Origin of the sequence: Marinomonas profundi (assembly GCF_020694005.1) — a bacterium.
Classification (GTDB): Bacteria; Pseudomonadota; Gammaproteobacteria; order Pseudomonadales; family Marinomonadaceae; genus Marinomonas; species Marinomonas profundi.
This window is the reverse complement of sequence record NZ_CP073013.1, coordinates 569,767-594,108: the sequence shown is the minus strand read 5'-3', so window position 1 is coordinate 594,108 and position 24,342 is coordinate 569,767. Positions and strand designations below refer to the sequence as shown.

The 24,342-nt window shown below is 46.5% G+C and carries 22 protein-coding genes and 1 tRNA gene; 20 read left to right on the top strand and 3 right to left on the bottom strand.

The genetic code is table 11. The annotated features are described in order from the left end of the window. Positions 1–91: 91 nt before the first annotated feature. The 3 genes from J8N69_RS02695 (at position 92) to J8N69_RS02685 (ending at position 2,627) form a co-directional block, all read left to right on the top strand. Positions 92–1,099 carry a tryptophan--tRNA ligase gene (locus J8N69_RS02695; RefSeq protein ID WP_168822898.1) on the top strand — a complete coding sequence of 336 codons (1,008 nt, stop codon included), beginning with the start codon at positions 92–94 and terminating at the stop codon, positions 1,097–1,099. A gap of 13 nt (positions 1,100–1,112) precedes the next feature. Further along, on the top strand, positions 1,113–1,973 hold the full coding sequence (locus J8N69_RS02690; RefSeq protein WP_168822900.1) for a Tim44 domain-containing protein: 861 nt from the start codon (positions 1,113–1,115) through the stop codon (positions 1,971–1,973). Between the two features lie 144 nt (positions 1,974–2,117). After that, positions 2,118–2,627, top strand: coding sequence for a chemotaxis protein CheW (locus J8N69_RS02685; protein ID WP_227803957.1), 510 nt, complete (start codon positions 2,118–2,120; stop codon positions 2,625–2,627). Between the two features lie 99 nt (positions 2,628–2,726). Here the strand turns inward: J8N69_RS02685 and J8N69_RS02680 are convergent, their stop codons facing one another. Continuing rightward, positions 2,727–4,025 carry an inosine/guanosine kinase gene (locus J8N69_RS02680; RefSeq protein ID WP_168822902.1) on the bottom strand — a complete coding sequence of 433 codons (1,299 nt, stop codon included), beginning with the start codon at positions 4,023–4,025 and terminating at the stop codon, positions 2,727–2,729. Between the two features lie 87 nt (positions 4,026–4,112). Here J8N69_RS02680 and J8N69_RS02675 point away from each other — a divergent pair, with 87 nt between their 5' ends. Both J8N69_RS02675 and trxB read left to right on the top strand, forming a co-directional pair. Beyond that, a complete protein-coding gene (locus J8N69_RS02675) occupies positions 4,113–4,853 on the top strand; it encodes a HesA/MoeB/ThiF family protein (protein WP_168822904.1) in 741 nt (246 codons plus the stop codon). 197 nt (positions 4,854–5,050) lie between these two features. Continuing rightward, entirely contained in the window at positions 5,051–6,004 is a 954-nt protein-coding gene (gene trxB, locus J8N69_RS02670; protein WP_168822906.1) for a thioredoxin-disulfide reductase, read from the top strand. 96 nt (positions 6,005–6,100) lie between these two features. Here trxB and ppa read toward each other — a convergent pair whose 3' ends face one another. Beyond that, a complete protein-coding gene (ppa, locus tag J8N69_RS02665) occupies positions 6,101–6,631 on the bottom strand; it encodes an inorganic diphosphatase (protein ID WP_168822908.1) in 531 nt (176 codons plus the stop codon). 208 nt (positions 6,632–6,839) lie between these two features. Between ppa and ihfB the strand changes: the two genes are divergently transcribed. From ihfB to J8N69_RS02640, 5 genes are all read left to right on the top strand, one after another. Next, positions 6,840–7,145: an integration host factor subunit beta gene (gene ihfB, locus J8N69_RS02660; RefSeq protein WP_168822910.1), complete on the top strand. Its 306-nt coding sequence runs from the start codon at positions 6,840–6,842 to the stop codon at positions 7,143–7,145. A gap of 74 nt (positions 7,146–7,219) precedes the next feature. Then, positions 7,220–7,543 (top strand): lipopolysaccharide assembly protein LapA domain-containing protein, encoded by a 324-nt coding sequence (locus tag J8N69_RS02655; RefSeq protein ID WP_168822912.1) that lies wholly within the window; start codon positions 7,220–7,222, stop codon positions 7,541–7,543. 5 nt (positions 7,544–7,548) lie between these two features. After that, entirely contained in the window at positions 7,549–8,727 is a 1,179-nt protein-coding gene (gene lapB / locus J8N69_RS02650; RefSeq protein ID WP_168822914.1) for a lipopolysaccharide assembly protein LapB, read from the top strand. 81 nt (positions 8,728–8,808) lie between these two features. Next, on the top strand, positions 8,809–9,516 hold the full coding sequence (gene pyrF, locus J8N69_RS02645; protein WP_168822915.1) for an orotidine-5'-phosphate decarboxylase: 708 nt from the start codon (positions 8,809–8,811) through the stop codon (positions 9,514–9,516). A gap of 174 nt (positions 9,517–9,690) precedes the next feature. Beyond that, complete coding sequence (locus tag J8N69_RS02640) at positions 9,691–10,005, top strand: ComEA family DNA-binding protein (protein ID WP_168822917.1); 315 nt, start codon at positions 9,691–9,693, stop codon at positions 10,003–10,005. Positions 10,006–10,067: 62 nt separating this feature from the next. On the opposite strand, the gene J8N69_RS02635 is transcribed toward J8N69_RS02640, so the two are convergent. After that, positions 10,068–11,792 (bottom strand): SulP family inorganic anion transporter, encoded by a 1,725-nt coding sequence (locus J8N69_RS02635; RefSeq protein ID WP_168822919.1) that lies wholly within the window; start codon positions 11,790–11,792, stop codon positions 10,068–10,070. 214 nt (positions 11,793–12,006) lie between these two features. Between J8N69_RS02635 and uvrB the strand changes: the two genes are divergently transcribed. The 10 genes from uvrB (at position 12,007) to J8N69_RS02585 (ending at position 24,323) form a co-directional block, all read left to right on the top strand. Further along, a complete protein-coding gene (gene uvrB, locus J8N69_RS02630) occupies positions 12,007–14,034 on the top strand; it encodes an excinuclease ABC subunit UvrB (RefSeq protein WP_168822921.1) in 2,028 nt (675 codons plus the stop codon). Positions 14,035–14,047: 13 nt separating this feature from the next. Next, positions 14,048–14,236, top strand: a complete 189-nt coding sequence (locus tag J8N69_RS02625; RefSeq protein ID WP_168822923.1) for a hypothetical protein — start codon at positions 14,048–14,050, stop codon at positions 14,234–14,236. Positions 14,237–14,319: 83 nt separating this feature from the next. Continuing rightward, a tRNA-Val gene (locus J8N69_RS02620) sits at positions 14,320–14,396 on the top strand. A gap of 339 nt (positions 14,397–14,735) precedes the next feature. Further along, positions 14,736–14,966: a helix-turn-helix domain-containing protein gene (locus J8N69_RS02615; RefSeq protein ID WP_165565772.1), complete on the top strand. Its 231-nt coding sequence runs from the start codon at positions 14,736–14,738 to the stop codon at positions 14,964–14,966. Continuing rightward, positions 14,963–16,462 carry a type I restriction-modification system subunit M gene (locus J8N69_RS02610; protein WP_168822925.1) on the top strand — a complete coding sequence of 500 codons (1,500 nt, stop codon included), beginning with the start codon at positions 14,963–14,965 and terminating at the stop codon, positions 16,460–16,462. The genes J8N69_RS02615 and J8N69_RS02610 overlap by 4 nt, the downstream gene beginning before the upstream one ends. Further along, on the top strand, positions 16,459–17,088 hold the full coding sequence (locus J8N69_RS02605; protein ID WP_168822927.1) for a DUF4062 domain-containing protein: 630 nt from the start codon (positions 16,459–16,461) through the stop codon (positions 17,086–17,088). The genes J8N69_RS02610 and J8N69_RS02605 overlap by 4 nt, the downstream gene beginning before the upstream one ends. Continuing rightward, positions 17,081–18,535: an RNA-binding domain-containing protein gene (locus tag J8N69_RS02600; RefSeq protein WP_168822928.1), complete on the top strand. Its 1,455-nt coding sequence runs from the start codon at positions 17,081–17,083 to the stop codon at positions 18,533–18,535. The genes J8N69_RS02605 and J8N69_RS02600 overlap by 8 nt, the downstream gene beginning before the upstream one ends. Continuing rightward, entirely contained in the window at positions 18,532–20,100 is a 1,569-nt protein-coding gene (locus J8N69_RS02595) for a type I restriction-modification system subunit M (RefSeq protein ID WP_168822930.1), read from the top strand. The genes J8N69_RS02600 and J8N69_RS02595 overlap by 4 nt, the downstream gene beginning before the upstream one ends. After that, positions 20,101–21,261, top strand: coding sequence for a restriction endonuclease subunit S (locus J8N69_RS02590; protein WP_168822932.1), 1,161 nt, complete (start codon positions 20,101–20,103; stop codon positions 21,259–21,261). Further along, positions 21,261–24,323 (top strand): type I restriction endonuclease subunit R, encoded by a 3,063-nt coding sequence (locus J8N69_RS02585; protein ID WP_168822934.1) that lies wholly within the window; start codon positions 21,261–21,263, stop codon positions 24,321–24,323. Before J8N69_RS02590 ends, J8N69_RS02585 begins: the two co-directional genes overlap by 1 nt. Positions 24,324–24,342: the final 19 nt, after the last annotated feature.

Genomic DNA, 24,342 nt, shown 5'->3' with positions numbered 1-24,342 from the left:
AATAATCGTAATGCGTGATTCTTGCGGTGGTTTTTTTATGATAGGGTAAGCAGCATTTCAACATTGTGTAAAGTAGGAAAGAGTAGCAACAATGGCAAAAGAAATTGTTTTAACCGGTGTTACCACCACAGGCACTCCACACCTAGGCAACTATGTGGGGGCAATTCGTCCTGCGATCGAAGCGAGCCGTCAAGAAAACACGGAATCTTACTTCTTCCTTGCGGACTATCATGCCTTGATCAAGTGTCAGGATCCAGAGCGCGTGAAACAGTCTCGCTTAGAAATCGCAGCGACTTGGCTGGCGTGTGGTTTAGATACGGATAAAGCAACTTTTTACCGTCAATCTGATATTCCTGAAATTGCGGAATTGAATTGGCTACTGACTTGCGTCACGGCAAAAGGTTTGATGAACCGCGCCCATGCTTATAAAGGCGCGGTGGACGAGAATCTAGCGAATGATCAAGATCCTGATTTTGGTATTACCATGGGCTTGTTCTGTTATCCAGTATTAATGGCGGCGGATATTTTGGCGTTTAATGCCCATAAAGTGCCGGTCGGTCGTGACCAAATACAGCACATTGAAATGGCGCGCGACATTGCGGGTCGTTTTAACCATTTATTTGGTGAGCATTTTGTTTTACCACAAGCCGTTGTGGGCGAAGAAGGTTCCATCCTAAAAGGCTTGGACGGACGTAAAATGAGCAAGAGTTACAATAATACGATTCCGTTATTTGATACCGAGAAAAAGCTACAAAAAGGCATTAATAAGATCAAAACAAACTTGCTAGAGCCAGGGGAAGCGAAAGACCCTGATGATTCTACCGTGTTTGATATCTACAAAGCCTTTGCAACACCAGAACAAACTGCGCAAATGCGTCAGAATTTTGCCGATGGTATTGCATGGGGGGAAGCAAAAAAGGAACTTTTTACTCTGGTCAATGGTCAACTAAACGAGCCGCGTGAAAAGTATCTCGAATTGATGGCAAATCCTGCTCATGTAGAGGAAATACTACAAGCAGGGGCTGAAAAAGCACGAGCTCGTGCCCGTGGAATGATTTCGGACCTACGCAATGCCGTTGGTCTAGTGAATTTTAAATAATAGGAGAAAGTCAGTGAAAACATCTGTATATGCCATGTTGTTGGCGTTTGTATTGGCGATTGGCGCCGGTGGTTACAGCGCCGATGTTCATGCTAAAAAGTTTGGCGGTGGGAAGAGTTTTGGGAAAAGTTTTTCTGTGTCTAAGCCAAAAGCGGCGACAAACAGTACGACCAATTCAACAACGGCGGCAGCGGGCGCTAAAAAACCAGGCTTGCTTGGCGGTTTGGGCGGTGGTCTGCTGGGTGGTTTATTAGCGGGTGGTATTTTTGCTGCCTTGCTTGGTAGTGGTGCGTTTGATGGTATCTCGTTTGGCGATATCTTGTTATTTGCGGTGATTGGCTTCTTGGTTTACAAGTTTCTTATTGCGCCAAAACGCCGTGCGGCCGCTCAACAAGCCGGTACTAATGGTATGTTTCGTGAAATGCCAGAATCGACTCGCGATAGCGTGCAACCTTCTCCAATGGCGGGAATGAGTGGTTTCGGCGCAACGCCAAACATTCAGTTGCCACCGGGTTTTAATGAGCAAGCGTTTGTTGCGGAAGCCAAAAACCATTACATTGCGTTGCAAAAAGCATGGGATGACAACGACTTCAATGAAATTCTAGATTATGTCAGTCCTGAACTTTATAACTTGTTGGTGGAAGAGCGTGCAAAACACGGTGACAACAAACCGGATACCGAAGTTATTTCCTTGATGGTTGATTTGGTTCGTGGTGAGTTTATTGGTTCTACGGCGTCTATTTCTTTACAGTTTTCTGGTTGGATTAAAGAAGGTGATCAAACATCTGAAACAACGGAAATCTGGCATTTGGAAAAGAGCATGTCTGATGCAAATGCTAATTGGACAATCGTTGGGATAGAACAAGACAACTAATTGTTACTCAACTTTGCTCGTAGACTCGTTGCGGTTTGTTTAAATTAGACAGCGTTTGTTTAAGCTAGACAGCTTTTTTTAAGCTAGACAAAACCTGTAACGAGTTTTACAGTAGTTTAATTAAATTGAATATGGATGTGAGCCATGTCTGAATTAGCACCGATTAAAGAAAATGGGAAAGCCTTATCTGAAGATAAGAAAGGCGAGTTGTTGCAGTATCTAACCTTTAAGCTGATTGATGAGACCTATGGTATTAACGTCATGCAGATTAAAGAGGTGTTACGTTACAGCGAAATCGCTCCCGTTCCTGGTGCGCCTTCTTATGTACTCGGCATTGTGAATTTGCGTGGTAACGTGGTGACTGTGGTGGATACCCGTGTCCGTTTCAGTTTGCCAGAATGTACCATTACTGATGAGACCCGCATTATCATTATTGAACATGATGGTGAGCAAGTAGGTTTGTTGGTGGATGCGGTACAAGAAGTGTTCTATTTATATCAAGGTGAAATTGAGCAAAGCCCTAGTGTTGGTAATGATGAAGCTTTACGATTCATTCAGGGTGTGTATCAAAAAGAAGACGAACTGGTTATTTTGTTGGAGCTTAATCGTATGTTTGAGCGCAATGAAGCGCTTGGCATTGAAGCGATGCATTAAGTCGACACTAGAATATAGAGTAAATGGATTTCAGACGAATAAAAAACCATGCTATGTGCATGGTTTTTTTATGGGTGAAACGCACCCCCCAGTCTAGGTTTATCTTTCCCAGTAGGCTTCTTCTAAACTGTCTTCTCGTTCGGGCAGGCCACGAGACAATCGCGAAGCATTTTGCGCGAGTATTTCATAGCTGACACGATTGGCGTATTTGCAGATTTGCGCAAAGGATGAATAGGTCAGAAAAGGGGCCATATGTTTACTGGAATTAGGAATGCTTTCTTTATGAAAGCGGTTTGCCGAGATGTCGTGCAATAACGCTGAGAGTGCGCCATCACCCGCGCCATTGGTATTGCGTATTTTTTCTGGCCCACCCATGTAGGGGTCAATGTGTGAGAAAATTTTCACCGGTCGCTGACAGGCTGTTTTTAGCATAGGGCGACTGAATTCCCAGCGGTTAAAGTCGGCCAAACTGCCTGATTTAATGGGGTGAGTGGTTTCGCGCTTTAGTTCATCGTCTGTGTAGCCACATAAATACATGCCATCTGGTCCTGCGGTCAATAAGACCACATCGACATAATCTAGAATGGCATCAGCGGCTTGCAGTGGATCGGATAATCCGGTGAGTGCTTCGGCTTCTAGTTCATTCATCGCGAGCACGGTGACGTAGTTTTTGATTAACTCAAGCAATTCATCTTTGTATTCTTCCACAAGGTGTTTTGTGCCTAATGTCAGTACGGTAGGAATATGATGTTGGTGAGCGTATTGCAAGGCTTTTAACATGGCTTGTTTAATGGGCTTGCCTTGGTGGCGCAAGGGGTAGGCGCAGGTCACCAGCGCCGCAGCGCCAGCAATAATGCTTTCTGGGATATGTTCTATGTTGAGTTCGTCCATATCACCTGGTGCAATAGCAAAGGTACGTTCGCCATCGGGCGTGATTAGAGTGATGCCGCGACCGATATCACCGGGAACACCTTGTAGGTGATTCATATCGACTTTACTGCTGGTGTGGCAGATATAATGATAAGCTGGAGAACCTAAGGTGATGTTGGCAGACATGACGCCCAGTAAGACGGATTTGTCATCCGCCAAAACAGAATAGTTGTGAATGGTGTTGCCAATGGTGCCACCGGCAAAATGATCGGAAATACAGGCGTTGGCCGTCAATTCTTTGTAGATGGCAGAGGCGGTGTCAGCGTCCACTAGGTTGGACAGCCCTTTTTGTATGTTAAATGTGGTAAGAAATTGATCCGAGACATTGGCCACCACGTCGACAATGGTTTCATCTAAGCCAACAATATAGCTGTCTTTATCAGGGCGAACTTCTGATGTCGGTAAGGCGGGCTTGGGTTGAGAAACGGGGAAGTAGTGTTTGAGTTTGCGTTGACCGGGAAACTTCATATGGATGCTCGTGGATAAAGTAATTAAACGAGTTTAGCAAAGAATTGACCAGTCGGGCAGGATGAATAAGCAGAAAGTAAGGTGAAAATGAACGAAGCAGAATTAGATCGTTATAGTCGTCAGTTATTATTGCCTAACTTCGATATTCAGGGGCAATTAAAACTTGCTAAAGCGAGAGTCTTGGTTGTTGGCTTGGGCGGATTGGGAAACATTGCGGCGACGTATTTGGCGACCTCTGGCGTGGGGCATTTGACTTTAGCGGACGGTGACCAATTGGAAAACAGTAATTTGCCTCGCCAAGTGCTGTATAACGAAAACCAGACGGGGTTAGACAAGGTGGCGGCAGCGGCAGCGCAAATCGCTCTGAAAAACTCAGCCGTCAACATTGAAACCATCACACAAAAACTGTCGGGCGACGCTCTGTTAAACGCTGTTGAAGAAGCGGATGTGGTACTGGATTGCACCGATAACTTTACCGCAAGGCAGGCGATTAATCGTGCCTGTTTGCTCTTGAAAAAACCATTGGTTAGCGCCGCGGCGATTCGCTGGGAAGGACAGTTGGTGAGTTTTTTGTTCCATCAGCAAGATTCTCCTTGTTATGAGTGTTTGTACCCATCGTTATCGGAGCAGCCGCTTAGCTGTAATGAAAGCGGCGTAGTGGCGCCTGTTGTCGGGATGTTAGGCGTTTTTCAGGCGCTTGAAGGGTTAAAGTTGGCAAGCGGCTGCGGTAATGTTCAGCACGGCGTATTAAGGCTGTTTGATGGCTTTGAAGGGCGCTGGCGTGAAATGCGTTTGACGTCTGACGCAGAATGTCTAGCGTGCTCTTAGCGCTTAAAAGTACTTTTACCGTCAAGTTGGTGCTTTCCCATGACAGAATAAGTGCTTGAAAACAGATAGAGTATCCCTATTTTAGTTATTAATATTTTTCTCTAAAAATTTTAGCGGATTTTCGTTAGAATTCGTCACAATCTTTTAGCCGGCCGTTTTTTGGTGTCAGGCAAGTATTCATTTACAGGAGCAATGGTATGAGCGATGTGAAACACGCTAAGTTAATGATTTTAGGTTCTGGTCCAGCGGGCTACACGGCGGCGGTTTATGCAGCGCGTGCGAACCTCAATCCTGTGATGATAACGGGCATGCAAATGGGCGGTCAATTGACCACCACCACGGACGTGGATAACTGGCCGGGCGATGACCAAGGTGTACAAGGCCCAGAATTGATGGAGCGTATGCGCAAACACGCTGAGCGCTTCGACACCGAAATTATTTTTGATCACGTCAATAAAGTCGATTTGAATAATCGTCCTTTCCGCTTGGAAGGCGACAGCGGTGTTTATACCTGTGACGCCTTGATTATCTCTACGGGTGCTAGTGCTCAGTATCTAGGTCTAGAAAGTGAAACAAAATTTATGGGCCAAGGTGTATCGGCTTGTGCAACCTGTGATGGTTTCTTTTATCGTAACCAAGACGTCGCGGTAATTGGTGGCGGTAACACAGCCGTTGAAGAAGCGCTTTATCTTGCTAACATTGCCAAAACCGTTACTGTGATTCACCGTCGTGACAAGTTCCGTTCTGAAAAAATCCTTGCGGACAAGTTGATGGAAAAAGCCAAAAACGGCAATGTGAAAATCGAATGGTTTTCTGAATTGGATGAAGTGCTAGGTGATGCTGCTGGTGTAACGGGTGTGCGCATTAAAAATAGCCAAACAGGCGAGACAAAAGACCTAGCGGTTGCGGGTTTGTTTGTGGCGATTGGGCATAAGCCAAATACAGACATCTTCCAAGGTCAGCTAGATATGAAAGACGGCTACTTGACGGTTCAGTCTGGTACGCATGGCAACGCCACTCAAACGAGTGTAGAAGGCGTTTTTGCTGCAGGTGATGTGTCGGATCACATTTATCGTCAAGCGATTACATCGGCAGGCACAGGCTGTATGGCGGCACTGGATGCGGAGCGTTACCTAGACTCTTTAGCGTGATTTTTTAGCATAACCTTTGTTAAATCAAGATTTTAAACGAAAAAACCGACCCTAGGATCGGTTTTTTTATGTCTATTAGAATTCGTTTAAAATGAATTATTGAGCGTTGTACGCTTCAATGCCTTCAACGATGGCTTTTTTCGCTTCTGCTGCGTTTGCCCAGCCTTCTACTTTTACCCACTTGCCTTTTTCAAGGGTTTTGTAGTTTTCGAAGAAATGTTCGATCTGATCGCGTAGCAATTGTGGAATATCGTTCACATCTTGAATATGGCCGTATTCTTTACTTAGCTTCTCGTGAGGAACGGCGACCAATTTAGCGTCCATGCCGGCTTCGTCTGACATGTTCAATACGCCAACTGGGCGACAACGAATGACAGAACCTGGTACTACTGGGTAAGGTGTGATTACCAAAACGTCAACTGGATCACCGTCATCCGCCAAGGTGTTGTTTACGTAGCCGTAGTTGGCTGGGTAAAACATTGGCGCGGTCATGAAGCGATCAACAATAAGCGCATCCATGTCTTTATCGATTTCGTATTTTACTGGATTGGCTTGTGCTGGGATTTCAATGATGACGTTAATGTCGTTTGGTGCATCTTTGCCTGCAGGAATATGGCTGTAGCTCATTATAGTTTCTTCCAATGTGTTGAATATGGGCAATATTATAAAAGCTAGACTGCTTCTATGCTAGTTGTGTAACGCATCCATTCGTAATATTCTCTATTTCGGTAGAATAAAACGCGTAAAAAACACCCTAAATCGCGTTAACTTATTGCTTTCTTTCTAAATTTAGCTAGTCTTACACAGTGATCAAATTATAGTCGCGAGGACAGTAATGACAAAATCTGAGCTGATAGAACTGCTAATCGATCAGCAATCCCATTTGCCAGTGAAAGATGTAGAGCAAGCAATCAAGGCGATGCTTGAACATATGTCTGATTCATTGGCGAACGGTGAGCGCATAGAGATAAGAGGTTTTGGTAGTTTTTCTCTGCATTATCGAGCACCTAGAATAGGGCGAAATCCGAAAACAGGCGAGTCCGTAGCGTTAAGCGCCAAATACGTACCGCATTTCAAGCCCGGTAAAGAATTGAGAGAGTTGGTTAACTTACCTAACGATGAGATTAACGAACTGAACTAATTTACGTCTTATGCCTCGAAATTTTTGAGCTATCACGGCATAATATAGCCATTCTATTTTTGGTAGGTTGTTTTATGCTTAAATGGCTTAAAAGAGTGATATACACCATACTCATTGTGTTTTTTCTCGCCGTTGGTGTGTTCTTTGCCTTACGAAATCCACAACTTATTTCTCTTGATCTCGTTTTTTGGCAAGGTCCTGAGCTAAGTGTTGCCTTGTATACCATTCTTTCTTTCACGGTTGGTGCCTGTGTGGCGCTTCTGGTTAGCTCGGTTGCTTACTTGCGCAGCGAGCGTCAGATTCGGGTGCTGACCCGAAAATATGAAAAAGCGTTAGAAGATGTGGACGCTCTACGTAAAGCCTCTATTGCCCAAGAACTTTCTGTTGGGAAGGAGTAATTGAGTTGACCGAAATCGGGTTATTTTTGGTGCTTTTTGTCGCGCTTTTTGTCGGCTGGGCAATGGGGCGAAAAAATCCGACTAAAAAAAATAAACCCTTCAAAAAAAGTATCCCAACCGATTATTTCCGTGGTCTTAACCATCTGCTTAACGATCAACATTCTGAGGCGATTGATGCTTTTGTTGATTCCTTAGAAGTCAATTCTGATACTTTCGATATTCACCTTACATTAGGTAATTTGTTTCGCAAAAAAGGCGAAATACAAAAAGCGATAAACATCCACCAAACATTACTGGCGCGCCCAGAAATATCGCAACGAGAAATGCGTATGGTGCAGCTGGAGTTGGCCAGTGATTTCATGTCTGCAGGCTTGTTAGACCGGGCGGGGCGTTTATTGCTCAACATGGCATCAACATCACGAAAAACAGAGTTCCAACCCAAGATTTTAGCCTTGCTTGTAGACCTTTATGAATTTGAACAAAGCTGGGATAAAGCCATTCAGATTGGTACTGAGCTGATAAAAGAAGCGCCAACGAAAAAAGAAATAAAAAGGCTGGCGCATTTTCATTGTGAAATGGCGCAAGAGTTTCAGAAGAAAGAGCAATGGAAGCTGGCTTTTCAGCATTATAAATTAGCATTGGATGTCGACTCTAGCTGTGTGCGTGCCAGCATTGGGGCGGCGGATGTGCTTAATAACCAAGCTCGTTATCGCGATGCCATCAAAGAGCTAAAGCATGCGGCGGATCAGGATCCAGAGTTTGTGTCTATTATCATTCCCAAGCTTAGAGAGTGCTACCAGAAAGTCTGGGGAAGCAGTGGGTATGTCAAGTTTTTGCAGGAACAAAACCAGAAAAAGCCGACTACTGCCTTGATCATGGCGTTGGTACAGCATTATATGGAAACGGACAAAGACTACGCTGAAATGTTTTTAGTCGAGCAGCTGAGGCTGCATCCAACGATTAAAGGCTTTAAAGAGTTAATCAGCTTACAGCTTGCCGATTCCCAAGGTTATAACCAACAGCATTTGGTGGTTTTGTTCGAGTTGATTGATCAGCTGGTGCAAGCGAAGCCCAAATATCAATGCCGTCAATGTGGCTTTCCTGGTCATCAATTACATTGGCAATGTCCAAGCTGCAAAAATTGGGGTGTGGTGAAGCCGATTCATGGTTTGGAAGGCGAATAAACCCTTTGAGTATTGTGACACTTATCTTATCAACGATAGAAATCGAAACAAACGTAGAAACTGAAACAAAGAGGACACTGAATGAGCTGCCAATCCCCTATAGTGGTTGCCCTAGATTACCCAACCATGGCGCAATCTATTGAGATGGCGAAACGACTTGACCCTAAACAGTGTCGAGTGAAAGTCGGTAAGGAGCTGTTTACCACCGCTGGTCCAGTGATTTTGGATGAACTGCATGCACTGGGTTTTGAAATTTTTCTGGATCTTAAATTTCATGATATTCCTAATACAGTCGCTAATGCGGTTAGTGTGGCTGCGAAAGCAGGCGTGTGGATGGTAAACGTGCATGCTTCTGGCGGTCGTCGCATGATGGAAGCGTCTGCGAATGCACTGCAACAGTTGCCTGATCATAAAACATTGTTGATCGCAGTGACGGTACTAACCAGCATGGATCAATCTGATTTAGTTGAAATTGGGATTGATGCGACCCCAGAGCAACATGTTAAGCGTCTTGCTGCCTTGGCAAAAGCTTCTGGTATGGATGGTGTGGTGTGTTCTGCACAAGAGTCCAGCATGTTGTCGACGGATCTGGGCAAAGACTTTGTGTTAGTGACTCCGGGGATTCGTCCTGCGGGTTCTGATCAAGGTGACCAGAAGCGCATTATGACGCCAGCTGACGCTATGGCGGCCGGTAGTCATTATCTAGTGATGGGGCGACCTATCACCCAAGCGATTGATCCTATTGCCGTTTTGACTCAGGTAAACAGGGATTTAGGCGTGATAGCGTAAATCGTCTTTATAAAGCTTTAAGGTCTGGTAAAAAAGGCGCTTGAAGTCTGATAAAAAAGCTTTTATTCTAAAACCACTTATTTGCTTTGATGTTCATGTCGACGCATTAAGTGGTTTTTTATTGGCAAGATGCCATCTTTCGTTTTTAAAATGAATTTGAAAAGGACTTTTTCTATGATGAATTTTTCTCGTATTTTCCGTGTTTGTGTTGCTCGCTCCCTTCTTGTTATCTCATTCGCTTTTGTGCCTTTCTCGCTTTTTGCTGCAACGCCTTTGGACATCAATACGGCCACAGCGGCGGAGTTTTCTGCTGTTATGTCGGGGGTTGGTGCTAAAAAAGCAGAAGCGATTATTGCGTACCGTGAAGCCAATGGACGTTTTGAGTCTATCGAGCAATTGTCGCAAGTGAAGGGCATTGGTGATGTATTGCTGTCGCGCAATAAGGGTCTATTGCAGGTCTCGACGGATGAAGAGAGCTCGGTAAACTAGCATCTTGGTCTTTAGCAAATGATTTTCTGCAAGCGGTTCTTTTAAAGACAACAGCAAACGGATTATTCGTCCGTTTGCTGTTTTGTTAAGGCTTTCATCGCTTGATGTTGAGTTAAAAAGACCTTGCCCCGCAGGTTTTTTATTAAACTTGAATCCGTTAATTTGTCCATGACGGGGCCTTTAATTTCGGAAAAATGCAGTATGACGCCTGCGGATTTCAACCGATCATCGATGGTTTCTAGGCTGTCCAGTGCACTGGCGTCGATCAGGTTGACCGCATTACACATGAGAACAAGGTGCTTCATTTCTCTGTGCTGAGAAACTAACGTTAATACGTAATCTTCCAATACTCTGGCGTTAGCAAAGAAAAGGTTTTCGTCAATTCGAATGGTCACTATTTCTGGGTTTGTTTCGACATCAAAACGCTTCACGTTACGGAAGTTTTCCGTTCCTGGTAGCCGACCAACCACTGCAATATGAGGGTGGCTGGTGTGCCAAAGAAAGAACAGTAAGGACAAAGCAACCCCGACGACAATACCCGCTTCCATGCCAATAAAAAGCACCACAAAAAAAGTCACTGCAAGCGATATGGCTTCCTGCTTGGAAAAGCGATAAAGGCGTATCGCGTCTTTGACATCGATTAATTGCAAAATGGCGACGGTAATACTGCTGGCCAGCACGGCCGTGGGTAAATAGTAAAAAAGCGGGGTTAAAAACAGCAAGGTAAGCAGCATCAGTAACCCAGTTAATATACCTGCCATGGGCGTTCGGCTGCCGGCACTGACATTGATTACAGAGCGAGAAAATCCTCCTGTTACCGGAAAGGAAAAGCTCAATGCTGCGGTTAAATTTGCCATGCCGAGGCCCACCAGCTCTTGGTTGGGGTTGAGGTCTTCTTTGCGTTTCGCCGCAAACGATTGCGCCACGGAAACCGAACTAACAAAACCCACAATACTGATTAAAAAGGCTCCTGGAAGCAGTGCGGTCACGGTATCAAAATCAATACCGGTCAAATTCAGCTTGGGTAAGCTTTCAGACACGTTGCCAACAATTCTAATGCCTAATTCGTCTAGTGAAAAAATCGCCACGCAGCTGGTTGTAGTGGCGACCACTAACACAGGACCAGCCTTGCCAAATAATTGACATAGATTGAGTGGCAACTTTAATGCGATTAAAAGAGTGGTGAGGTATTTTTTTAGGAGCAGTAAAAATGTGATTGATACCAGACTTAATATTACCGTTGGTAAATTCGTCTGATGAAGATTACGTATCATGCTTTGGGTTAATTCAAGAAAGTTATTGCCGTGGGCTTCAATGCCCAGCAGATGTTTGAATTGCCCCAAGGCAATTAAAATAGCCGAGGCGCTGATAAAACCCGAAATGACAGGATGGCTTAGTAGGTTAGACAGAAACCCCATTTTAAATAAGCCCATTAACATCAAAAACATACCAGACAGCAAGGCCAGTAAAATGGCCACCATCGCGTAGTCTTGGCTTTCAGGAAGGGCAAAGGGCAGTGCAATCGTGGCGGTCATCATGGACGTAATGGCCGCAGGTCCAACCGCCAGTGTGCGGCTTGAGCCAAACAGTGAATAGGCAATCGCAGGCAGAATGCTGGCGTACAATCCAGTCACCGCGGGAAGCCCTGCGAGCATGGCGTACCCCATGCTTTGCGGGATGAGCAAAATCGTGGCAATAAAACTGGCGACCGCATCGGTTTTTAGGTCGTTTCGTGAGTAGCTTTTAAGCCAGACCCGTGCTGGAAAGTACTTTTCCAATTTATTCATTTCACCCGCTTAGATCATGATAGATGTATTGTTTATTTGATTATAAGAATATTTCTTTATGTTATATGTGGTGTGGGGATTAATAAAGTCCAGCGCTGAGTTTTTTATTGTTTTTGTGCTTAGTCGATCTTGTTTGGGGGCGCAAATTATACCAGACGCTTTCTGCAAAATTTGCTAACCTATTGCGTCGATTGTATAGCTAAGGGAAAAACCCGTGTCGCAAGAGTTTCAAGTTGTTTCATCTTATTCACCCGCGGGCGATCAGCCAAAAGCCATTGAAAAGCTGGTGCGTGGTGTCGAAGCGGGCTTGGCCCATCAAACCTTACTTGGGGTAACCGGTTCTGGTAAGACCTACACCATCGCCAATGTGATTTCACAAGTAAAACGCCCGACCATTGTAATGGCGCACAACAAAACCTTAGCGGCACAGCTGTATGGCGAATTCAAAGAATTTTTCCCCAATAACGCCGTAGAATACTTTGTTTCCTACTACGATTATTACCAGCCAGAAGCCTATGTGGCCGCGTCGGATACTTTTATTGAGAAAGACGCCTCCGTCAACGAACACATAGAGCAAATGCGCTTATCTGCTACCAAAGCCTTGTTAGAACGTGAAGACGTTATTATCGTCGCGACTGTGTCGGCGATTTATGGTTTGGGCGACCCGCAAGCCTATTTAAAAATGATGCTGCACTTAGACCGTGGTGATCGAATTGATCAGCGTGATGTGTTACGTCGTTTGGCTGAACTGCAATACAGCCGCAACGATTTGGTACTGGAGCGTGGTAATTTCCGGGTGCGTGGTGATGTGATTGAAGTCTTTCCGGCTGATTCAGAAGACACCGCGATTCGTATCGAATTGTTTGACGACGAAGTTGAAACTTTGTCGATGATCGACCCATTAACCAACAAAACCCTTCGCAAAGTGCCTCGTGTCACCATTTATCCGAAAACCCACTACGTGACACCAAAAGAAACCGTACAAGCGGCCATCGAGCGCATTAAAGTGGAATTGGATCAGCGTCTTGAGCAGCTAAAATCACTGAATAAATTGGTTGAAATGCAGCGTCTTGATCAACGTACTCGCTATGATTTAGAAATGATGCAAGAGTTGGGCTATTGCAACGGTATCGAAAACTACTCGCGCTATTTATCCGGCCGAGAAGAAGGCTCGCCGCCGCCGACCTTGTTTGACTATTTGCCTGCCAACGCCTTGCTGGTGATCGATGAATCCCACGTTACCGTGTCGCAGATTGGCGCCATGTACAAGGGTGATCGGTCTCGTAAAGAGAACCTTGTTGAGTATGGTTTCCGTTTGCCCTCCGCCTTGGATAATCGTCCTATGCGATTTGAGGAATGGGAGCAGATTAAACCACAGACTATTTTTGTATCGGCCACGCCGGGTAAATACGAAGCAGAACATCAAGATTGGGTGGTTGAGCAAATTGTGCGGCCGACGGGCTTGATCGATCCTATTTTAGAAGTTCGTCCGGTGGCGACTCAAGTGGATGACTTGCTTTCTGAAATCAATTTGCGCACGCCGATTGGCGAGCGTGTGTTGGTCACCACTTTAACTAAGCGTATGGCGGAAGATCTAAGCGATTATCTAAGTGAGCATGGCATTCGCGTGCGTTACCTGCATTCCGACATTGATACCGTTGAGCGCGTGGAAATTATTCGCGATTTACGTCTGGGTGAATTTGATGTCTTAGTGGGTATCAACTTATTACGAGAAGGCTTGGACATTCCAGAAGTCAGCCTAGTGGCGATTCTTGATGCCGACAAAGAAGGCTTCTTACGTTCAGAAAAGTCACTGATTCAAACCATTGGTCGTGCCGCCCGTAACGTCAATGGTAAGGCTATTTTGTACGCCGACCGCATGACTGGCTCCATGGAGCGCGCGATCAGCGAAACCGATCGTCGTCGTGAAAAACAAAAAGCCCACAACGAAGAGCATGGCATCACCCCGGTTGGTATCACTAAGTCGGTTGAAGACATCATGGAAGGAGCCTACAACCCAGGTGCGGGCAAGCGTGGTAACAAAACCAAGAAAGTGGCCGAGACCGCAAAAGATTACCAAGTGGAGAGCATGGAAGACGTGGCGCAAGTGCGTAAAGCCATGATCCAACTGCAAAAAGAAATGATTCAAGCCTCGGAAGAGCTTAAATTCGAATTGGCGGCGGGCTATCGAGATCAAATTCGTCAGCTACAACGAAAATTAAAAGACGTCGGTGAATCCTAACAGCGAGAAAAACATGGCCATTACATTAAGAAACTACAACATAGTGCGTGTCATCGACAACGGCGTGATCGTCAACTGCACCGTGATTGAAATGTGCTACGACTACGCACTGGTTAAGTTCAAAGACAAAAAATACAAAGTGCCATACGCCTTAATAGACGAAGTGATCGGTCATGAACTGCTCGTCCCATTGGACGAATAAACAGTTTTAAAACAAAGGCTTCAAAAAGTTTGCGCTAGGGCTTGTCAAAAGCCAGCCTCTGCGTATAATAGCCAACACTTTTTAGGACTATAGCTCAGTTGGTTAGAGCGCTACCTTGACATGGTAGAGGTCAGCAGTTCGAATCTGCTTAGTCCTACCAAAATTTATACTTACTCCTCAGTAAGTTACGAAAGCCGAACCCAGTGTTCGGCTTTTTTGTATCTAATTTTGGCCCATTTTTGCCCCACCTTTGGCCCGTTTGTGTCCCATGCCAATTAAAAGTAGTAAAGTAGGTGACCTTTACAGTAATTGTAATTGATGGATATGCCTTTTAATTACTTTCGATAGTAATATCTATCTAAATGTTTCTCTATGTTACCGTCTCTCTCAAACTTTTTTGATTTAACTTCAATAAGTTGAGAAAAACCATAATCGTGGTAGGGGAAGCAACAGTGAAAAATCCCCAAGTTTATGGTTAAGAAAACACCGTGGAGAGAGCATGATCCGCTGCCACCTAGCCCGATTAATGGGTGAGAGAAAAATGCGCATTAGCGACGTGATGCGAGAAACCGGCCTCAGCCGTACCACCGTCACGCTACTGTACAAAGAAACTGCGCTTAAGGTGGACTTAGAAGCATTAGATAAGCTGTGCGATTTATTTAACTGCGATATACACGAACTACTCGAAAAATCGCCTGCGGCCTCCGCTGTGAATGAGAATAAAAAATGACCCTAATTAACATTAAAGACCTCGAAGCACATCTCTGGCATGCAGCCCACATTATTACCGGGCCTATCGATGCATCGGACTACAAGACTTATATTTTCCCGATCCTCTTTTTTAAGCGCATTTGCGATGTGTACGACGAGGAATTTATCGACGCCATGGAACAAGTGGGCGATGAAGAGCTTGCCAAAGGCGACATGTTTCACCGCATTCAAATTCCACAAGAGTGCCACTGGAAAGACGTTTTTGCCGAAACTAAAGACATTGGCCAGGCCTTAAAAGATGCGTTTCGCGGTATTGAACTGGCTAACCCAAAGCTACACGGTATATTCGGCGATGCCAGCTGGACCAATAAAGAACGCCTGTCGGATGAACTCTTAGCTACTTTGCTTAACCATTTCAACAGAGTGAACCTGGGTGTAGCGTCTGTACGTGACGATGATATGGGCCGAGCCTACGAATACCTCATCAAGCGCTTTGCCGATAAGGCCAACAAAAAAGCCGGTGAGTTCTACACCCCGCGCACCATTGTTCGTTTAATGGTTAACATCCTAAACCCACAAGCTGGTGAAAGCGTCTACGACCCAGCCTGTGGTACGGGCGGTATGTTGCTTGAAACCATCCATCACGTAAAAGAAAACGGTGGCGACCCACGCCTGCTCAAAATCAAAGGCCAGGAGAAGAACCTCACCACCGAGGCCATTGCCCGCATGAACCTGTTTTTACATGGCCAGGAAGATTTTGACATCGTTCGCGGCGACACGCTGCGCGAGCCGAAGTTTTTGGTGAATGATCGCTTAGAAACCTTTGATTGCGTAATTGCCAACCCGCCATTCAGCCTCAAAGAGTGGGGCTATGATCTCTGGTCTGCCGACCCTTATGGCCGTAAGCAATATGGTTTAGCGCCTAAAACCAACGGTGACTTTGCCTGGGTGCAACATATGTTTGCCTCGTTAAACGAGCAAGGGCGCATGGCAGTGGTATTGCCGCATGGTGTGTTATTTAGAGGCGCCGCTGAAGGTAAGATCCGTACACAGTTGTTAAAAGAAAACCGCATCGAAGCCATCATCGGCGTAGCGTCAAACCTGTTCTATGGCACAGGTATTCCGGCCTGTATTTTAGTGCTGCGCAAATCACGCCCAGCCGACCATCAAGATCACGTGCTGATCATTAATGCAGAAGAAATCTTCACCAAAGGCCGTGCGCAAAATACCTTGTCTAATGATCAAGCCGACGACATTTTTAACATCTATCGTCAGCAAGAAACCTTAGGTCCTAAAGCTGAAGAAATCGAAGGCGTTGCGCGCTGGGTGGCGTTAGCCGAGATTGAAGAAAACGACTTCAACCTCAATATCGCACGTTATGTACAAAAACCACTGGAAGAAGAAACCATCACAGTGGAAGAAGCGCTAAAAGACTTCCAACAAAAGCTGGCCGCCCTGGAGCACGCCGAAAATGAACTGGAAGCACTGTTGGTCAAGGAAGGGTTTGAACTATGAGCAAAAAGCTCACGGTGATGGTGTCATCCACCGTTTATGGCGTAGAAGAGCTGCTCGACCGCGTATATTCACTACTAACCGCCTTTGGTTATGAAGTTTGGATGTCGCATAAAGGCACAGTACCGGTATCGTCTAACGAAACCGCCTTTGAAAGCTGCTTAAAATCTGTAGAAAAATGCGACCTATTTTTAGGCATCATTACCCCACAATACGGTAGTGGCGTTGATGCAACTGGCCTGTCCATTACCCACCAAGAGATGAAAAAAGCCATCGAGATCAATAAACCTCGCTGGTTTTTAGCGCACGATCAAGTTGTGTTTGCCCGTCGCTTATTAATGGACTTGGGTTACAAAACCCAAGAACAGCGCTCAGCATTAACACTGCGCAAAGGCGCTGCGTCTATTTCGAATATTAAGGTGATCGACTTATACGAAGACGCCACCATGGAACAACTGCCAATGGATGATCGCCAAGGCAACTGGGTACAAAAATTCGATCGCGATGACGACGCCAACCTTTTTGTGGTTGCGCAATTTTCTCGCTATCAAGACGTAGAGCAACGCCTGACCGAACATTTTGAAAATGTCAGTCAAGTGAGCGCCTCAGTAGGAGCAAGCCATGAGTAAAACGGCCGCACAACTCAAGCAACTACTGTCGCTGGGCGAAAACCAAACCCTTGAATACCTTACAAGCTGCGACTTAAAACATTGCGGTCCGCAAGTTTGCGCCTTTTTAAATACCCAAGGCGGTTACCTGCTTTGTGGAGTCGATGATAACGGCCAAATCAAGGGCGTAAAAAATGCCGAACAAGTAGCTGAACAGCTCGAAAGCCAGCTTAAATCGACCATTCAACCGCCAGTACTGTTTTCGGTAGAAGTACAGCAAGTTGAAAACAAACAGTTATTAGTGGTTGAAGTGCCGGCCGGCAAAGACATTCCTTACGCCTTTAACAGTGACATCTACATACGTGCCGGCGAGCAAACCCAAAAGGCCGAAGTCGATACCATCCGCGACATGGTCATGCGCAAGCAAGTAGAACCTACCCGCTGGGAGCGTTTGTTCTCGTCTGAACTCGACGAACAAGGTCTATCAGCCAGCGCTTGTAAAAAACTGCTATCCGCCAAACGCATTCCCAAAGAAGTCGCGCAAGCCGAACAAGGCCTACTGCACCAATTGCAATTGTTATCGCTGGCCAAATACGGCCGCTTAACCAATGCCGCCGATGTATTACTGGCCAGTGCGCCGGGTAAACGCCATCCGCAAGCCCGCGTGCGTGCGGTGTGTTATCGCCATAAGGCCGACGACGAATATCAGGATTTACAGCACCTCGATGGCCCAATGGCCGAGGTAATAGAGCAGCTGATTACCTTTGTGATGCGCAATACGCCATCGCGCGCACGCTTTAGCAGCGCTAATAATCAGCGCGAAGACATCCCGATGTACCCAGAACAAGCGGTACGCGAAGCCATTGTAAATGCCTTTGCCCACCGTGATTACAGCAACTTTGCCGGGGGCATTAAGGTTGAAGTTAGCCCAGCGCATCTGAAAATATGGAACTCAGGTGCGTTTCCACAAGGCATCGACGAGCACAAGATTCAGCAAGGCCATATCTCGGTACTGCGTAACCCCGACATCGCCCACGGCTTATACCTGCAAGGCTATATGGAAAAGCTTGGCCGCGGCAGTGTGGTGATCCAAGATGCTTGCAAAGCAGCGGGCCTACCAGCGCCAAAATGGCACTCCGATAGCAGCTCCGGCGTGACTTTGACCCTGTTCGCCACGGAAGTCACCACGGAAGTCACCACGGAAGTCACCACGGAAGTCACCACGGGAGTCGCACGGATGATCAGCCTCATGAGCCAAGAGCACAGCCGCGACGAATTAATGGCATTAATGGCACTGAAAAACGCCGAGCATTTCCGTAAACACTACTTAAAACCGGCACTGGAGATCACCCCAGCCTTGGTAGAAATGACCATTCCAGACAAGCCAACCAGCCGTAACCAAAAATACCGTTTAACCGCGCTTGGTCAGCAGCTAAAGCAGCAACTAAGCGATAAGAAGACATCATGAGCGCATTAAATAAGAAAAAATTAGAGGATTTACTCTGGGGTGCAGCCGAGTTTTTGCGCGGCCAAATCGACGCCTCAGACTACAAGCAGTACATATTCCCGCTGCTATTTTATAAGCGCCTGTCGGATGTGTATTTGGAAGAATACACCGAAGCATTGGAGATCCATGAAGGCGATGCCGAATACGCTGCCATGCCCATGTTCCACCGTTTTGATATTCCCAAGGAAGCCCGCTGGGAAAAGGTGCGCCACACCAGCAAAAACATTGGTGAAGCCATTCAAAACGCACTGCGTTTAATTGAAGCCAACAACCCGCGCTTACATGGGGTGTTTGGTGATGCTCAGTGGACCAATAAAGAGCGCCTGCCCGATCACCTGTTGTCCGATCTGATTGAGCACTTCAGTAAAATTCCGCTGGGCATTAAGTCGGTCGCTCAGGATGATCTGGGTGAGGCTTACGAGTACCTCATCAAAAAATTTGCCGACGACTCCGGCCACACCGCCGCCGAGTTTTATACTAACCGTACCGTCGTGCATCTGATGACCCGCATCATGGGCTTAAAGCCTGGTGAAACCGCTTATGACCCAACCTGCGGCACCGGCGGAATGCTGCTAAATGCAGTGATGGATTTACGTTCGCAGGGAGAGCCTTCAGCGGATCAACAGCAATGGAGATCCGTGCATCTCTATGGCCAAGAGGTGAACCTGCTCACCTCAGCCATCGCCCGAATGAATATGTTCCTGCACGACATTGAAGAATTCGATGTGCTGCGCGGCGATACCCTGGCTGAACCCAAGTTTATTGAAAACGATCAGCTCAAGCAGTTTGATGTGATATTTGCAAACCCGCCTTATTCTATCAAAAAGTGGAACCGCGATAAGTTTGCCGCCGACCCTTATGGCCGCAACCTCTACGGCGTACCACCGCAAGGCTGCGCCGACTATGCGTTTTACACCCATATCATCAAAAGCCTGAAGCCCGACACCGGCCGCGCCGCTATGCTCTGGCCTCACGGCGTTTTGTTCCGTGATTCCGAGCAAAGCATTCGCAAACAAGTGATTGAGTCCGACATCATCGAAGCGGTGATTGGCCTTGGGCCAAACCTGTTTTACAACTCGCCGATGGAATCCTGTGTGGTGGTGCTCAATTGCAATAAACCCGCCGAGCGCAAAAACAAGGTGTTGTTTATTAATGGCGTCGAACACGTTACCCGCGAACGCGCCCATAGCCGCTTATCGGATGAGGATTTATCCGTGTTATGCGAGGCTTACTTTACGCCAGAAAAGCAAAGCGACATTACTGCGTTGGTCGATATCGAAACCATCAAAGAGAACCTCTACAACCTGTCGATTCCGCTCTATGTGCAGGCACAAACCAATGGCGAAGTGCACGAGATTGAACATGCCATCGAGGCATGGAAGATCAGTAGAGTGCAATTGAAAAAGCAGACCAATAAATTATTCCACAGCCTTGCTGAGCTGGGATACGACATACAAGGAAGTATGAGTGTCGCGGAAGGCAGGACGCCGGGAGCGACCGAAGTTGAAAGCAAGGTGGAGCAGTAAATGACTGAGCAACAATTACCTGAAGGCTGGCAAATGGTGAAGTTTGGCGATATTGCCAAACATATCTCCAAGCGTGTCGAGCCCAGTGAAACCGACCTTGAAATCTATGTCGGGCTGGAACATTTGGACCCAGACAGTTTGAAAATTAAGCGTCACGGTGTACCTAGTGATGTAGCCGGGCAAAAATTACTGGTTAAGAAAGGGCAAATCATTTTTGGCAAGCGTCGCGCCTATCAGCGCAAAGTGGCCGTGGCAGACTGGGATTGCATTTGTTCGGCACATGCCATGGTTCTTGAGGCGAATCCTGAAAATGTATTGCCCGAATTCTTGCCGTTCTTTATGCAAACTGATGTGTTTATGAATAGGGCTATTTCTGTTTCAGAAGGGTCTTTATCTCCTACAATTAAATGGAAGGTCCTAGAACAGCAGCGCTTCAAATTTCCTTCGATAAACTTGCAAAAATCCTTGCTGACTATTTTTAAATCCATACAGAAAATTGATGACACATCATATTTTTGCAGCGCCTCACTAGATGCAACAAAGAAATCATTATTGTCTCAGCTATTTAAAACAAAAAATGATAATTGGAAGACTAGGCCGCTGGGTGATCTATTCGATGTGCAACTAGGGAAAATGCTTTCCCAAAAAGCTAGGCAGGGAATAAATCCAAAGCCGTACTTAGCCAACTTCAATGTGCAGTGGGGACGATTTGATTTTTCTGAAGTCAAAGTCATGGACTTCAACGAAAAAGAAATGAGCAAATTTAGACTAAAAAAAGGGGATGTTTTAGTTTGCGAAGGAGGCGAGATAGGAAGGTCTGCCGTTTGGGCAGAAGATATTGAGGAGTGTTACTACCAAAAGGCTCTGCACCGCTTACGGCGGCTAGACGAAGAAACAATAATTCCAGAATTTATGCTCATATACATGGATTACATGTTCAATATTTCGGGTGAATTTTCCTCTCAAAGCATGGCAACTACAATTGCGCATATCCCAAGAGAAAAGCTAATCAAGCTTCCTGTATCTTATCCAAGCTTGGTCGAACAAAAGGCGATAATTAGTTCAATTGCAACAATTGAAAGCTTGAAGTTGGTTATTTCTGAGAAAAACAAAAAAATGGCAAGTATAAAGCAGTCAATTTTTATTAAAGGCGATATCTAATGTTTAACGAACAAACCGTCACAGAAAATGGAATTATCGACCGCTTAAAGGGTTTAAGCGGCGTAAAGTGGACTTACTGCCACGGTGAGAGCCTGCCTAAACAAGCGCAGGATATCTTCGTTGATGAGTGGCTTAAAGACGCGTTGTGTTCGTTAAACCCCGATATTGCCAAACAGCCGGATTACGCCGATGAGGTGATTTATAAGCTGCGTGGTGTAGTGCTGGAAGCGCGGCATACCGGCCTAGTAAAAGCCAATGAAAACTTTCACGAATGGTTAATGGCCGAAAAAACCTTACCCTTTGGTGAGAATGGCGACCATATCACCATTAACCTGATTGATTTCGACAATATCGACAACAATCACTTTGTGGTGTCGCAGCAGGTGCACTATATCGCGGCCACCGAAGTCTATTTTGATATTGTGCTCTATGTGAACGGTATTCCCTTAGTGGTGGGCGAAGTGAAAACCGCTACCCGCCCGAGCGTGACCTGGCAAGATGGCGCCGCCGATTTTATGGGCGGAAAAAAACACTACTGGAAGAACGTTGAACCCTACTTTGTACCCAACCTGCTGTGTTTTGCCAGCGAAGGCAAAACCTTTGCTTATGGCGCCATCAATGCCCGGGTAAAAGATTGGGGCCCTTGGCACAATACCGACCTGCGTGATGAGATTCTACCCGGCTTGGCATCGGTACTGGATAGCTGTGAGGGCTTGTTAAACCCGCAAACCTTATTGCAGTTACTGGAATCTTTCGCGCTGTTTTCGACGGTTAAAACCGGTAAAAACACGCCACCCAAGCGCATTAAAATTCTGCCGCGTTACCCACAGTTTGAAGCGGCCAAGCAGATTGTTGACCGTGTGCGCAAAGGCTACCCGAAAAAAGGCCTGATCTGGCATTTCCAGGGCTCCGGTAAATCCTTATTGATGCTCTACGCCGCAAAAATGCTGCGTAGCGATAACGCCCTAAAAAACCCTACTGTATTGATCGTGGTAGACCGCCGTGACTTGGACTCGCAAATTAGCGAGACCTTTGGCGGTGCCGACGTTAAAAACCTTATCAAAGTACAAAGCTGCAAAAAGCTCGGCGAACATATCGAGCAAGATAGCCGCGGCATTTTAATTACTACCATCTTTAAGTTTAAAGATGTCGAGATAGACGATAGCAACCCAAACGGCCTTAACAGCCGCGACAACATTATTGTGTTAGTGGACGAAGCCCACCGCACGCAGGAAGGTGGCTTGGGCGAGAAAATGCGCTGGGCACTTCCCAATGCGCACTTCTATGGTTTAACCGGTACGCCGATTTCCGGTATCGACCGCAATACCTTCAAACTGTTCGGTGCCGAAGAAGACCCCGGCCGCTACATGAATCGCTACAGCTACAAGCAGTCGATCCGCGATGGCGCTACCAACCCTGTGAAGTTTGAACCACGCTTGGCGGAACTACGGGTAGACCGTGATGCCATCAACCAAGAATTTGAGCAGCTTGCCAAAGACAATAATCTCGACGACGAAGAAAAAGCCGCGCTATCAAAACGTGCGGGCAAATTGGCAGTAATGCTCAAAGCCCCCAAGCGCATGGCTGCCGTTAGCAATGATATTGCCGAGCACTTTACCAGCCACGTAAAGCCGAAAAAGATGAAAGGCATGGTGGTGGTGTACGACCGCGATGCCTGCGTGCAGATGTACTGCTTGCTAGGTGAAAAACTTGGCTTTGATGCCGTTGAAGTGGTGATGAACGTCGACCAGGCACCCGTTAAAGCCGAAGAAGGCGGTAAAAAAGACAAGCTCAATAAAGACTGGCGTAAATGGCACGACGATTTAGAACTGCCGATTAAACAAGCAGATTTTGAGCGTTGGCAGCACATAGATGCCGAAGATCAAACCCAGAAAGACTTAATCGAAAGCTTTAAAGATCCCAAGCATCCGTTGCAGCTGATCATCGTCACCGCCAAGTTGCTCACCGGCTTTGACGCGCCAATCTGCTACTGCATGTACTTAGATAAACCGCTGCGCGACCACACGCTGCTACAGGCTATGTGCCGCACCAACCGCTTGTACGAAACAGACGATGTGCGCAAAGACATGGGCCTGATCATTGATTACCTTGGCGTATTTGAAAACCTGCGCACCGCACTGGCCTACAACCCGGAAGAAATCGATGGCGTGGTAGAAGGCATTGAAGCCTTTAAAGAATTATTACCCGCCCAGTTAGATAAATGTTTGTCCTTCTTCCCGGGTGTTGACCGGACCTTGGAAGGTTTCGAAGGCATTATGGCGGCGCAAGAATGCCTGCCAACCAATGAAAAGCGCGATGAATTTGCCGCCAGCTTTGGCGTGTTAGCCAAGCTATGGTCAGCTATTAACCCAGACACCTTCTTAGCCCCGTATCGCAAAGACTATAAATGGCTGGCACAGATTTATGAATCAGTGCGCCCAGTCGGCCAAACCGGCGCTTTGGTGTGGGCTGCCCTCGGCCCAGAAACCATCAAGATGATCCACGAACACACCGACATCAATCGCATTCGCGACGATATCGACGAGCTGATCATGGATGAGCACGCCATTTTTACGCTGACCGACAAAGAACAAGAGCAGCGCGCGAAACGCCTCGAAATTGACCTGATGGGCCGCCTGCGCGGCAGCAACGACCCTAAGTTTGTCGAACTGGGTGAACGTTTAGAAAAACTGCGCCAAGACTACGAAGCCGGTGTCATCAAAGCTATCGACTGGTTAAAAGGCCTGTTAGATGCAGCAAAAGACACGGTTCAAGCCGAGCGCGAAACCGGCGAGCATGTGGTAACTGAAGAAGACAACAAACAGGCCTTAACCAAACTCTTCCTGGAAACCCGCCCCGAAACCACGCCCAAGTTAATCGGCGATGTGGTAGAGCAGATCGACAAGATCGTTAAAGCCACCCGGTTTGAAGGTTGGCAAAACTCCAACAGCGGCCCGCGTGAAATTCAAAAGGCGCTGCTGGTAACACTTGCCCAGTTTGGCTTGGGTAAAGATAAAGAGCTGTTCGCCAAGGCGTATGGGTATATAGAAGAGCATTATTGATGGTAGCTTGCCACCGAGT